This is a genomic window from Streptomyces sp. NPDC041068, assembly GCF_040647455.1.
In the GTDB taxonomy this organism is placed as follows: Bacteria; Actinomycetota; Actinomycetes; order Streptomycetales; family Streptomycetaceae; genus Streptomyces.
The window spans coordinates 183379-195670 of record NZ_JBEZCG010000008.1; the positions used below are offsets into that span (position 1 = coordinate 183379).

A 12292-nucleotide genomic window follows, 5' to 3' on the forward strand; every position below is an offset into this window, starting at 1 on the left:
TCAGAAGCGCCTCAGAAGTGACTCAGAAGCGCCTGAGAAGTGACTCAGGAGATGGCCGAACGGCCCGTGGGCGCCAGTCGCAGTGTCCGGGGTGTGACCGCCTGTTCCCGCTCGATGCGCGGCAGGATCTCGTCCCGCGCGAGGGGATGGTCCCGTATCGCGGTCAGGTGCTTTCGGTACGTGTCTTCATCTGCGTACGAAGTGAAGACCACGGCGACGTTCTCTCCGGTGCGGACCGGCAGCCTGGGGAACGTGTTGTGTGCGTTCTCGGTGGCGAGGGCGGCGAGCGGCGCGGGGCCCGTCTCGTGGAGTACGGGAAGCAGCCGGTCCCGGATCAGCTCGATGCCCTCGGGGCGTCCGGGAGGGAAGGACCACACCCAGGCGGACACGAAGCGCTCCGGTGCGAGGGAGCCGACCGGGGGCCGCTCGGACGGGTCGACGGTGAAGCCGCTCTCGTCCGGCACCAGGGGGCGCAGGAGGAGGACGTCGTCGGAGTCGAGCATGCTGGCGTTGGCCTCGGGGCCGTGCTCGGCCCAGACGGGGCCGCCGTAGAAGGCGGTCAGCGCACTGTGTCGCGCCCCCATGTCGTGGAATCCGCGCAGCCAGACGAAGCGGTCCGGGTCGTCGAGGTCGCGGAACTGGCCGAGGACGACCATCCCCGTCGCCTCCTGTGTTTCGACGAACTCCCGGTCGAAGAGGTCGATGAGGTCGTCGCGACGGCCGGGACGCAGCGTGTACTGGCGGAGCTCGATCACGGCGGGGCGGTGGAAGGTCTCGGTGAGGGGCACGCGGCAGGCTCCTGGTGAGTTCTTTGTCGGCGTCGACAGCGGTTCTTTCGCTGGTTCCGGACCGACGGTAGGGCGGCCGTGTGTCAGGGGCTGTCAGGGTTTCCGGGGAGAATGCGGCCATGTCTGCCGGTCGACTGCTGTCGCTGCTGTTGTTGCTGCAATCCCGTGGCCGTATGTCCGCGCGAGGGATCGCCGACGAACTGGGTGTGTCCGTACGGACCGCCTACCGTGACGTGGTGCGCCTGCAGGAAGCCGGAGTCCCCGTGTACGCGGAGCCGGGCCGCGGAGGCGGCTACCAACTGCTCGACGGCTATCGCACCCGCCTGACCGGGATGACCGAGGGCGAGGCGCGGGCGCTGCTGTTCGCCGGACTGCCGGGCCCCGCAGCCGACTTGGGCCTCGCGGCGGAGGTGACGGCGGCACGGTTGAAGCTGCTTGCCGCGCTGCCGCAGGGGCTGCGGGAGGAGGCGGCGCGGACCGCGGAGGTGTTCCACCTGGACGCCCCGGCCTGGTACCGGGAGCCCGAACAGGCCCCGCATCTCCCGCTGTTCGTCGACGCGGTGCTCACACGGAGCGTGGTGGACGTGCGCTACCGGCGGTGGCGCGCTCCGCAGGAGGTGCGGCGCCGCCTGCGTCCCTACGGCCTGGTCCTGAAGTCCGGTGTCTGGTACCTCGTGGCCGGCACGGAACGCCCGACCGACCTGCGGATCGCGACCTACCGCGTCACCCAAGTCCTCGACGCGGAGCCGAGCGACGAACGGTTCGACCGGCCGCGGGACTTCGACCTGGGCGTGTACTGGACCGCGTACCTGGAGGACTTCGAGGCGCGCCGCTACACCGGGACGGCCACCATCCGACTCTCCCGACAGGGACGCCGACGCCTGCCGGACAACCTCCCCCCGGAGGTGGTGCGGGCCGTCGAGTCCACCGCGACCGCCGTCGACGACGACGCCGGGTGCGGCGGCGAGGGCTGGGTCGAGGCGGTCATACCGACCGAGAGCACCGCGCACGCCTGCGGCGAACTGCTGCGCCTCGGCGGGGACGTCGAGGTCATCGCCCCGCAGGAGCTGCGGCAGGCCATGGCCGAGACGGTGGGTGCACTGGCCCGGATGTACCGGGCGACAGGGTGTGCCTGAGGTCAGCCGATGGGCCAGCAGTTGTACGCGTTGTAGTTGACGCCGTTGCAGCCGAACCACTTGCCGTAGAGGCAGGGGCCGATGTTGTTCCAGTAGCCGTGGCAGCAGGCCAGGCATGTGAAACCCCCTGCCCCGTCGCTCACACAGGCCGAACTGCCGTCCACGCACTCGGCCTGGAGTCGGGGCGAGGTCTGGGGCGGTGTGGCGTCGGGGGTGACACCCCAGGTGAGCGGGGGTGGGGGCGAGGTCTGAGGTCCGGGGCCGTGAGGTGTTGGGCCGTGCGGCCGTGGGCGAGCCCGGGGTGGGGGGCCCTGCGGCACGGGTGGAGCGGCGTGCGCTGGCGGCGTGCACGGCGAGGGCGAGGGTGCGGACGTGGCGGCGATCCGTGCGTAGTGCCCAAGCAGCGCGGCCAGAACGCCGTACTCGGGCGAGTCGGATTCCTTGAGGGTCAACTGCACGAGGCTGTGCGTGTGGTCGTCGCACGGCACCTGGCGCAGCAGGTCGACCCGGTCGATGAGACCGACGGGGATCGTCGTCCAGTCCTCGCAGGTCGTACCGGGAGCGAACTGGAGGCTGTCCGAGGCCTCTTCGGACTTCTTGACCATCCCGACGACCGCGACTCTGTCGCGGACCGCGTCCGACGCGAGTGCCTGAAGGAATTCCTCACCGCTGAACGACCTGGGCATGGGTCTCCTCTCGGCGCCACGGGCGCCAGCCGATGCCAAGAGGCTCACCCGCGCGGGCCGAGCGGCACAACGGAGGCGGAGGGAAACAGCCGGATCGGGTGAACCGGGCCTGCGCGCCGGTGCGTTGGGGCGTCGCCGCACGCCGGGGGAGTGGGGTGTGACCAGGAGGGGGTGTGCGTCCGCTCCGTCAGACGGTGAGGTCCGGGCACGGGCGGCGTCGGGCCCCGGCATGTGATCCCTGTCTCGTCCCGCCGTCGTTCTCGTCATGACGGCCGCCGGCCTGCCTCTGATCCACCGGCTCTACTTCCTGCCCCTGGAGGCCCTGTTGACCAGAATGACCCGCGCGCTGTGCACCCTGCACGGCGTCGTCCTCGTATGGCTCGCCTACTGCACGGTGCAGTCCGCCCGCAACGGCGCCGCATGGGCGGTCCTGATGTTCGGCGTGACCTCGGCGATGTCGGTGATCGCCGTGGTGCGCGAGACCGAGCCGTCCGACCGCGTCTACGCCACACGTCAGCGCGCACGAGTGCACCAGGCCGCCGAGGACGACGCCCGTATTCTGGCCGAGGCCCAGGTGCGGCATGATCGAGTCTCCTGGAAATCGAGTCCCCTGTAGAAAGTGCACCGCACCTGGGGTGAAGCCGGCGAGACGCTCGTGGTCGTGGCCAGGACCACCTCCCCGATGTGGTGGATCGTCCAACACATCGAGAGCCCGTAGACCGAGCGTGGCCGGGCCGATACCGAGCAGCGGCCGAGAGGATGCTCAGCGCCCCGGCGGGGGGCCTCAGCCGCTGGAGGCGCCCGGCTCGGGATGGGCGTCGAGCGCATCGAGCACTGCGTCGCCGTTCGCCCGCGCCCACTCGGTCAGCATGTGGATCGGATCGATCAGCGTCGCCCCGAGCGCGGTGAGCTCGTACTCGACGCGGGGCGGAACCTCGGCGTAGGCGTGGCGGCTGATGAGTCCGTGCGCCTCGAGCCGTCGGAGCGTCTGGGTGAGCATCTTGCGGGAGATGCCGCCGATCAGCTCGATGAGCCGGCCATGGCGTACTGGGCCCTTGCTGAGGCCGTAGAGCACGACCACGGTCCACTTGTCGGCGATGAGTTCGACCGCCAGACGCGCCGGACAGTCGGCGAGAAAGGGGTCGCCGGGACCGAAACCGCTCATGGCGCCAAAGGTACCTGCTGGTTCCCATCGAATTCATAGCCTGGGTTCTCTTCTCCCCTCCAGAAAAGCCAGGAGAGTTATGCGAGTCATCACCCAGCAGACGCTCGGCGGTCCTGAGGTGCTCACCGTCGTGGACGCGCCCGAGCCCCAACCCCTCCCGACCGAGGTTCTCGTCCGCGTCAAGGCGATCGGCCTGAACCCGCTGGAGGCGCGCCTGCGCGCCGGCGAGTTCCCGCTGATCGGCCGACCGCCGTTCATCCTCGGCTGGGACATCAGCGGCGTGGTCGAGGAAGCGCCGCGGACGTGGCGGTTCAGGCCCGGCGACGAGGTGTTCGGGATGCCGCTGTTCCCCCGGGCGGCGAGCGGGTACGCCGAGGTCGTTTCGTCGCCTGCGTTGCACCTGGTGCGCAAGCCGGCGTCGCTCTCGCACGTCGAGGCGTCGGCGCTGCCGATCGCCGGGCTGACGGCGTGGCAGGGCCTCGTCGACCTCGGCGGCGTGAGGGAGGGCGACCGCGTCCTGGTCCACGGCGGTGGTGGCGGGGTCGGCCACGTCGCCATCCAGATCGCGAAAGCGCTCGGCGCTCATGTGATCGCGACCGCCGGCGGGGGCAAGCGGACGTTCGTCGAGGGGCTCGGCGCCGACGAGGTGATCGACTACACGGCGGTCGACTTCTCCGAGGCGGTCCGTGACATCGACGTCGTGCTCGACACGATCGGCGGCGACACCGTCGAGCGATCGCTCGAAGTGCTCCGCCCAGGCGGTCACCTGGTGACGGCGGTCGCCGAGGAGGACGCGGGACTCATCGCCAAGTACGAGGCGGCCGGCATGCGCTTCAGCGGCATCGCGGTCGACCCCGATCCGGTCGCCCTGCGAGGTCTCGTCGAACTCGTCGAACAGGGCAAGCTCCGGGTCCACGTGCAGGAGACGTTCCCTTTCGAGCATGTCGCCGACGCGCACCGGCTGCTCGACGGCGGTCACCTCCAGGGCAAGCTCGTGCTCACCGTCTGATCCTGTCGTGGGGCCTCGGGGAGCGGCTCCACTGCTGAACGGCTGGTGACTCGCACCTGTGACGACCCGGCAAGGGGCACATGTGCCGCTACCGCGAACGCGACTTCCGGGAATCCCAGGTCGTTCGCGGGCCCAGGGCCTCCGCCTTGTCGAACGACCTGGCAGCCCAGCAGGTCAACGGCTCGCTGTCTGACGGATGCGGTGCGACAGGACAGTTGGTGCCGTGAGCCGCTGCGTGGCGGATGTGCGGCGTGAGCCGCCTCACGCGGGCCGCGGCGCGAGCGCCGTGCGCGTTTCGTCTACGAGGCGCAGCGAACCGCAGACAACGATCAGGCCGCCGGGCCCAGCGGGTTCGGCGGCCTGGTGCGAGTCGGTGCGGGTGAGGACCAAGGGCCAGTGGGAGGGGAACGGGGCGAACATGCCGGAGACGTCTTGTCAGGGCACGGCGATGACAATCTTGCCGCGCGCGTGGCCGGTGGCGCTGGTGTCGTGAGCCGTGGCGGCCTCCTTCAGCGGGAACACGGCGTGCAACGGGATGGTGAGGGGGCCTCGGTCGGCGAGATCAGCGGCCAGCGGCAGCCCTGCCCAGCCCGGTGACTCTCCCACCTCGTCGACTGTTCCGGCGGCGTCCATGCCGGGAATGTGGGGGAAGTCCAGGGCGGCGACGTCCCGCAGCATCCCTGAACGCAGGTACCAGTCAGCAGGGGTGATGCCGGTGGCACGCACCGCGATGCGGAGCTGACCGGGGCCCGCGTGCGGCTCCTCGGCTTCCTCCATGACGAGTACTTCGGAACCGCCGTAGCGGTGGTATCGGACAGCGAACACGGACAACCTCCGTACACATGCGTGGCTCTGTCGGATTTGCGGGTCTGTCAGATGCCCGCTTGTTCTCGGGCGGTGAAGAAAATGATCATTTCTTGCGGCGTGGGGTCGTGGGCGACTGCGGCGGCGGCCGCGGCACCGCGGGGGAACAGTGCTTCCTCGTACTCGGTGAGGGCGGTCTCGATGTCGTCGGGGTGCGCGGCGAGGGCCTTGCCGAGTTCGGCGCCGTCCTGCAGGGCAAGGTTGGCGCCTTCGCCGTTGGGGGTCGCGAGGTGGGCGGCGTCGCCGAGCAGGGTCACTCCGGGCATCCGGTCCCAGCGGTGCCCGACCGGCAGGGCGTACAGCGGGCGCAGGACCGGCGCGGTCCGGTCGGCGGTGATCAGAGCGGTGAGTTCCGGAGCCCAGCCGTCGTACTCCTCCGCGATCCGCGCGGCGGCCGCGGCGGCATCGGTGAAGTCGATGGTGGCGAACCAGTCCTGAGGCTTGGTCAGTGTGATGTAGGCGTGAAGGGTTCCGCCCTTTTCCCGGTGGGCCACGAACCACTTCCCGCTTCCGTCCGGATCGAGAGCGACGAGTGTCCCGTCGCCGACCGCTTTCGCGGTGGCCGGGTGTCGGGTGTCGGCGTCGTGCAGGTAGGTCTCGACGAAGGACCGGCCGACGTATCGGGGTGTGGCGTCGGAGAGCAGCGGTCGGACGCGCGACCACGCCCCGTCCGCGCCGACCAGCAGGCCGGTGACGATGGTGGTGCCGCCTTCGAAGGTCACCTCGTGGCGGCCCTCGGTGAGGGCGCGGACGCCAGTGGCCTTGTGGCCCCATCGGACGGTTCCGTCGGGGAGTGCGTCCAGCAGGATCTGCCGTAACTCGCCGCGCTGCACCTCGGGGCTTTGGCCCGTGCCGTCGTCGGACTTGTCGAACAGGACGGCTCCGTTGCGGTCCACGAGCCGTATCGCTTGGCGGCCCTCCAGGACGATGCCGCGGAACTCGTCCGTCAGGCCGGCTGCATCGAGGGCGAGTTGGCCGTTGTGCGCGTGGATGTCGAGCATCCCGCCCTGCGAACGCGCCGTCAGCGAGGACTCCGCCTCGTGGACCGCGACCGGGATGCCGTGGAGGTGCAGGACGCGGGCCAGGACGAGGCCGCCGAGTCCGGCGCCGATGATCGTGACAGGAGTGTGCATGGGGGCTCCTTGCGTGCCGCGCAGCTGCCGGGTGGGCCCCGGCAGGTGTGCTGGAAGGAAAGGAAGGCAGCTTGCCGGGCCGCGCAACCGGGCGAAGCGAAGCGCCTCGGGCGGTGGTGATGCGGAGCGGCTCGGGCGGTGGCGAAACGAAACGGTTCAGACGGTGATGACCCGGCGCCCGCGTGCGTGCCCGGCCTGGCTGTCGATGTGCGCCGCCGCGGCTTCGGCGAGGGCGTACGTCTTCTCGACCGGGATGTGGAGCTTGCCGCGCGAGATGAGGTCGGTGGCCTCGACGAGGGCTTGTGGCACGTTCCCGGTGACGCCGGAGAAGCGGGCGCCGAGGTCCGGCGCACCGAGGTCGGCGATGGAGATCACCTTCTGCGGATCCCCGGTCAGTTCGAGGAGTTCGCGGATCACGCCCGAACCGGCCAGATCGAGGGCCGCGTCGACCTGGCCGAGCCGCCGCACCCGCTCGACCCAGCCTTCGCCGTACGTGGTGGCGAGGGCGCCCAGGCCGCGCAGGTAGTCCTGGTTCGCGGCGCCGGCCGTGCCGATCACCGTGATGCCGCGGTCCCTGGCGATCTGCAGCACCGCCGATCCGACTCCTCCGGACGCCCCGCTGACCAGCAGCGTCTGACCGGGTCGCACGCCGACCTGGCGGATGATGCGCAGCGCGGTCTCCACGACGGAGGGGTACCCTGCGGCCTCTTCGAAGGTCAGTCCCTCGGGGATGCGGGCCCAGGCCGCGAGGACGGCGAGCTCGGCATACGTACCCGAGCCTCGCCCGAACACATGGTCCCCGACCTCGATGCCTTCGACGCCCTCGCCGACTTCGTCCACCACTCCGGCGGCGTCCTGCCCGATTCCGGCGGGCAGTTCGATCGGGCGGGCCTTCTGGAACTGGCCTTCGCGGCTGCGCCAGTCGGCGGGGTTCACGCCCGCCGCCCGCACGGCGACGCGTATCTGGCCGGGGCCCGCGTGGGGCTCCTCGGCGTCTGTGAGGTGCAGGACGTCGGGACCGCCGAATTCGGCGAAGCTCACTCTCTTCATGCCGCCGACCGTAACACTAACGGTTAGGGTTTTGGAGTTGTTAGGGTTTTCGAACTGTTACGGCTATGCACCTGATAGCGTCAGGCCATGACTGTGCCGACGACCGGACGCCGCGAGCGCAAGAAGGCCGCGACCCGCCAGAAGATCGCCGACACCGCCCTGCGGCTCTTCCTGGAACGCGGGTACGACGCGGTGGGCATCCGGGACGTCGCCGCCGAGGCCGACGTGGCCGTCACCACGCTCTTCTCCCACTTCGCCTCGAAAGAGGCCCTGGTGTTCGAGCAGGACGGCGACTTCGAGCAACGCCTCATGCGGACGGTCACCGACCGGGAGCCGCACGAGCCGCTCATCCCCGCGCTGCGCCGCGAGATCCAGGCCATGGTCCGGCACTGCACGGCGGACGGCACCGTCCCGGTCTACCGCATGATCGACGAGTCACGTGCCCTGCGGGAGTACGAGGAGTCGATGCGGCTGCGCCACGCGGAGTCGCTGGCCACCGCCCTCGTCGCCGATCCCGACCTGCCGCAGAGCGCAACGGCCTGCCGGACGATCGCGCGGTTCGTGATCGACGCCTACTCGCTGGCCCGCGAGGCGGACGACCCGCAGGCCGCGCTGGACGAGATCTTCCAGATGATCGAGGCGGCCTGGGAAGCAGCCTGACCCGCCATCGGGTTCCGCGACAGCGGCTCGGACCTCACCGCGCGTCATCCGCGCACCGTCCGCGCACCGTCCGCTCATCGACCGCTTGCCGACAGCGGATGACCGCCGCCCGATTCGGACAGGGCGGAGCGCCGACGCGCCCTACGGTTTCGAAGAAATCGGCGCTCTGGAGGCGTACATGGACAGATATCGCGGTGCGCGGACGGCCGTGGTCGTGGGTGCGGGTGTGGCCGGGCTGACGGCGGCCACCGCCCTGGCGCGCGGCGGATGGCAGGTCGAGATCGCCGAGCTCGGCCCGCCGGAGGCGACCTCTGGATGGGGGCTGTGCCTGACCGGTCCTTCGCTGCGCGCGCTGGACGAGTTGGGGCTCGCGGACACATGCCTGGCCGGGGGCTACGGCATGAGCACCATCACGCACGTGGACGTGAACGGCGAGCCCGCGGGTGAGGCCGAGTTACCGCGCCTGATCGGTGAGCGAAGGCCTGCGATGGTCGGTATCGCGCGCCCCGTACTGCACCGCATCCTGCACGCGGAAGCGGAGCGGTGCGGCGTCGCGGTGCGGTACGGAACCACCGTTGCCTCGGTGGATCAGGAGGAGGGACTGGTCCGCGTGCGGTTGTCGGACGGAACGGTCCGGAAGGTCGCGTTGCTGGTGGGCGCGGACGGGATCCGCTCGTCGACGCGGGGCCTGCTGAGGCTCGAGACCACGCTCGCCTTTCACGGGCAGATGGTCTGGCGGGCGCTGGTGCCCCGCCCACGGTGGGCCGCCGGGATCCATCAGTTCGCCGGGAAGGCCGACACGGTCGGCCTCGTGCCCCTCTCGGACCGGCAGGCGTACGTGTTCCTGACGGAGAACGGAGTGGAGCGCAGCATCCTGCCCGATTCCGAACTCGCCCCGCGTCTGAGGGAATTGATGGAGCCCTTCCCCGGCCGGGTGGGGGAGATCCGCTCCCTGGTGTCCGAGTCGGAATCGGTGGTGCGCCGCCCGGTGCTCACGGCGCTCCTGGAGGGCGCCTGGAACCGGGGCAACGGCGTGGTCATCGGTGACGCCGCGCATGCGCCCGCACCGCAGATGGCCAGTGGCGCTGCCCTGGCCGTCGAGGACGGGCTCCTGCTGGCCCGCGAACTCGGGCGGCGCGAGTCCGTCGGGGCGGGGCTCCAGGCATTCGTGAGACGGCGCACGCAGCGGTGCCGAACGCTCGTGGAGACCTCGGCGGCGATCGTCGGCCTGGAGCAGGCGCAGCGCTACCGCGAGGCGTATCCGCTGGCCGATTCCTGCCACCGGCTCATGGCCGAGCCTGCGTGACCATCCGGCGCGAAGGGCGTTCTGGCTCCAGCCTCGCCCCGAGCCACAGCCCCGCATCGAGCCACAGCCCCGCATCGAGCCACAGCCTCGCCCGGAACCCTGCCCGAGGCACAACGGCGGCTGTGCGAGCACTTGGAGCAGCGGAGGAATCCCTTCAACGCCCGGGCACTGGCCGGCGGGAGCGGAAGGCTTCGCGTCCCAGGCGCGCGAGGCCGAGGAGAGCGGCGACCGCGAGGAAGCCCTGGGGAACTGGTGGCAGGCGTACCGGAAAGGGAGAGGTGCTGTCCCCGTCTTCGCCTGGCTGTGGGAGCAGCAGGACCTGGACGCGGACCGGGTAGCGGCGCTGGGGCTCGGGTTCGACGTCCTCGACTGGCTGACCGAGCAACTGAGATGACCACTGCCGTCAATGAGATGACCACTGCTGTCAATGGGATGACCACCGCAGCCAAGGGGATGACCACCGCGGCCAAGGGGAGTGCGCCATGAGGAACACCAGCTTGATCACCCACCTGCGGCACATCGATGTCGCCATGCCCAACTTCGCCGAGCAACGCCGGTTCTACACCGAGCTGTGGGGGCTGACGGAGACCGCCGGTGACACCGGCGTCTCGTTCCTGGCTGCCGAAGGTTCCCCGGAGCAGTACGTGGTGCGGTTACGCGAAGGCGCCCACAAACGCACCGACCTCATCGCCTTCGGTGCCGCCGGCGCCGACGACGTCGACACCCTGGCCGCACAACTGACCGCCCAGGGCGTGCGGTTGGTCCACGAGCCGAAATCCCTGGACACTCCCGGGGGCGGCTACGCGGTCCGCTTCTTCGACAGCGAGGGCCGCGTGGTCGAGGTATCCGCCGATGTCGCCGCCCGCAGGCACCGCAAGATCGAGGCCCGCGAACCGGTCCCCGTGCGCCTCTCCCATGTGCTGATGAACTCTCCCACTCCCGAGCTCACGGTGGCCTGGTACATCAAGCACTTGGGGTTCCGCCTCTCGGACACACTGTGTCTGGGCGACCGCGGCAAGATCATGTGGTTTCTGCGGTGCAACACCTTTCACCACAGCTTCGGCATCGTGCGCGGGCCGCACGCGGCCTTCCACCATGCCTCCTTCGAGATGCGCGGAGTCGACGAGTTCATGCGCGGTACGGGCCGGATGCGGCGCCTGGGCATCGAGCGGCTGTGGGGACCGGGACGGCACCGGGCCGGTGACAACTCCTTCAGCTACTTCCTCGACCGGGTCGGCAACACCGTCGAGTACACCACCGAGTTGGAGATCCTGGACGAGGACACCTGGCACCCCCACATCTTCGACCTGCGCGATCCCGCCAACGCGGATCAGTGGGGCACGGCCAACGAGATGGACGAGTTCATCGCCGCCAAGTCCCACAACGACGTCGATCGTGGGCTGTTCGTCGCCCCGCCGATGTGACCGGCGAGCCCTCGCCGAACGTCATGCCTGACAATGGGCCCCTAGGGAGGTGACCCCCACCATCGTGACGACGACGCCGCTGCGCAACCACCTCATCACCAGATCCCGGAACCCCGCCGACCTGCTCAACGCCGCCACCCGTCTGTTCGGCGGCGCGATCGCCACATCGCCCTTGGGGGAGTTGTGCGGTGGCGACCACGAACTGCGCGGCGTCGCCGCGCACGACTTCGCGGTGGGCTACTTCGCCTCGCCACTCGGTGTGCGTGTCGCCTCGGCCAAGGACCGCAGCCGCGGCTCCTACTTCATCAACATCGGTGTCTCCGGTGCCATTTCGGCTTCGTGCGGCGGCCTGCGGGCGACCCTCGACGAGGCGACGGCGGGAGTCGCCAACCCCGGAGACACCCAGGAACTGCGGCCCCTGCGCAGCCGGAGGACGCGGTTTCTGGGCCTGCGGATCGACGCCGCCCTGGTCGACCAGGAATTCGCCGCGCTGACCGGGCGCCCGCCGGTGTCCACCGTGCGCTTCGACTTCGCCCTCGACCTGGCCGAACCCAAGGGCCGTGCGGTGCGACTCGTCTTCCGTTCCCTCCTTGAACAACTGGACTCGGAAGACCCGCTGTTCCGGCGCGCGGAGCTGCGGCGCAGCCAACTGCGTTGCCTCGTCACCGCCCTGCTCCTGGCCCAGCCGCACTCGCACACCGGCGAGCTGCACGACGGTCCGCAACCCGGTTATCCGCGCTCCTTGCGGGCAGCCCTCGCGTTCATCGAAGCCAACCTCGCCGAGCACCTCACCCTCGGTGAGATCGCCGGTGCCGCGGGCTGCAGCCCGCGGACCCTCAGCTCCGCATTCCGCGGTCGGCTGGGCCTCTCGCCCATGTCCTACGTCCGCGGCCTGCGGCTCGACCGGATCCGTGAGGACATCCTCGCCTCCACGGACCCCATCGGTACGATCGCCTACCGGTGGGGCGTCTCGCACCTCGGCCGCTTCGCCGCCGAGTACCGCGACCGCTTCGCCGAACTGCCCTCCGACACCGCAACCCGCAGGTAGCCCGACGAAGTGTCTTCCGGCCC

General features: G+C 70.3%; 14 protein-coding genes. 7 read left to right on the forward strand and 7 right to left on the reverse strand.

What is annotated here, in order from left to right:
• Positions 1–44 precede the first annotated feature (44 nt).
• Positions 45–788, reverse strand: coding sequence for an NIPSNAP family protein (locus AB0B50_RS20130; RefSeq protein WP_362333273.1), 744 nt, complete (start codon positions 786–788; stop codon positions 45–47).
• A gap of 119 nt (positions 789–907) precedes the next feature.
• Here AB0B50_RS20130 and AB0B50_RS20135 point away from each other — a divergent pair, with 119 nt between their 5' ends.
• On the forward strand, positions 908–1924 hold the full coding sequence (locus tag AB0B50_RS20135; RefSeq protein ID WP_362333276.1) for a WYL domain-containing protein: 1017 nt from the start codon (positions 908–910) through the stop codon (positions 1922–1924).
• 2 nt (positions 1925–1926) lie between these two features.
• Here AB0B50_RS20135 and AB0B50_RS20140 read toward each other — a convergent pair whose 3' ends face one another.
• Positions 1927–2610: a hypothetical protein gene (locus AB0B50_RS20140; RefSeq protein ID WP_362333279.1), complete on the reverse strand. Its 684-nt coding sequence runs from the start codon at positions 2608–2610 to the stop codon at positions 1927–1929.
• Positions 2611–2875: 265 nt separating this feature from the next.
• On the opposite strand from AB0B50_RS20140, the gene AB0B50_RS20145 reads away from it, so the two are divergent.
• Complete coding sequence (locus AB0B50_RS20145; protein WP_362333282.1) at positions 2876–3226, forward strand: hypothetical protein; 351 nt, start codon at positions 2876–2878, stop codon at positions 3224–3226.
• A 168-nt stretch (positions 3227–3394) separates the two neighbouring features.
• On the opposite strand, the gene AB0B50_RS20150 is transcribed toward AB0B50_RS20145, so the two are convergent.
• The gene (locus AB0B50_RS20150) at positions 3395–3775 is read right to left on the reverse strand and encodes a helix-turn-helix domain-containing protein (RefSeq protein WP_362333285.1); all 381 of its coding nucleotides are present in this window, start codon (positions 3773–3775) and stop codon (positions 3395–3397) included.
• Between the two features lie 79 nt (positions 3776–3854).
• On the opposite strand from AB0B50_RS20150, the gene AB0B50_RS20155 reads away from it, so the two are divergent.
• Positions 3855–4784: an NADP-dependent oxidoreductase gene (locus AB0B50_RS20155; RefSeq protein ID WP_362333288.1), complete on the forward strand. Its 930-nt coding sequence runs from the start codon at positions 3855–3857 to the stop codon at positions 4782–4784.
• Between the two features lie 261 nt (positions 4785–5045).
• Here the strand turns inward: AB0B50_RS20155 and AB0B50_RS20160 are convergent, their stop codons facing one another.
• From AB0B50_RS20160 to AB0B50_RS20175, 4 genes are all read right to left on the reverse strand, one after another.
• Entirely contained in the window at positions 5046–5204 is a 159-nt protein-coding gene (locus AB0B50_RS20160) for a hypothetical protein (RefSeq protein WP_362333291.1), read from the reverse strand.
• 15 nt (positions 5205–5219) lie between these two features.
• Positions 5220–5609 (reverse strand): zinc-binding dehydrogenase, encoded by a 390-nt coding sequence (locus AB0B50_RS20165; protein WP_362333293.1) that lies wholly within the window; start codon positions 5607–5609, stop codon positions 5220–5222.
• A 47-nt stretch (positions 5610–5656) separates the two neighbouring features.
• Positions 5657–6781 carry an NAD(P)/FAD-dependent oxidoreductase gene (locus AB0B50_RS20170; protein WP_362333295.1) on the reverse strand — a complete coding sequence of 375 codons (1125 nt, stop codon included), beginning with the start codon at positions 6779–6781 and terminating at the stop codon, positions 5657–5659.
• A gap of 156 nt (positions 6782–6937) precedes the next feature.
• The gene (locus AB0B50_RS20175) at positions 6938–7831 is read right to left on the reverse strand and encodes an NADP-dependent oxidoreductase (protein WP_362333298.1); all 894 of its coding nucleotides are present in this window, start codon (positions 7829–7831) and stop codon (positions 6938–6940) included.
• Positions 7832–7918: 87 nt separating this feature from the next.
• Between AB0B50_RS20175 and AB0B50_RS20180 the strand changes: the two genes are divergently transcribed.
• The 4 genes from AB0B50_RS20180 to AB0B50_RS20195 all read left to right on the forward strand — a co-directional run bounded on the left by AB0B50_RS20180 (position 7919) and on the right by AB0B50_RS20195 (position 12269).
• The gene (locus AB0B50_RS20180) at positions 7919–8491 is read left to right on the forward strand and encodes a helix-turn-helix domain-containing protein (RefSeq protein WP_362333300.1); all 573 of its coding nucleotides are present in this window, start codon (positions 7919–7921) and stop codon (positions 8489–8491) included.
• A gap of 178 nt (positions 8492–8669) precedes the next feature.
• A complete protein-coding gene (locus AB0B50_RS20185; protein ID WP_362333303.1) occupies positions 8670–9797 on the forward strand; it encodes an FAD-dependent monooxygenase in 1128 nt (375 codons plus the stop codon).
• 482 nt (positions 9798–10279) lie between these two features.
• A complete protein-coding gene (locus AB0B50_RS20190; protein ID WP_362333306.1) occupies positions 10280–11221 on the forward strand; it encodes a VOC family protein in 942 nt (313 codons plus the stop codon).
• Between the two features lie 49 nt (positions 11222–11270).
• Positions 11271–12269 carry an AraC family transcriptional regulator gene (locus tag AB0B50_RS20195; protein WP_362333309.1) on the forward strand — a complete coding sequence of 333 codons (999 nt, stop codon included), beginning with the start codon at positions 11271–11273 and terminating at the stop codon, positions 12267–12269.
• Positions 12270–12292: the final 23 nt, after the last annotated feature.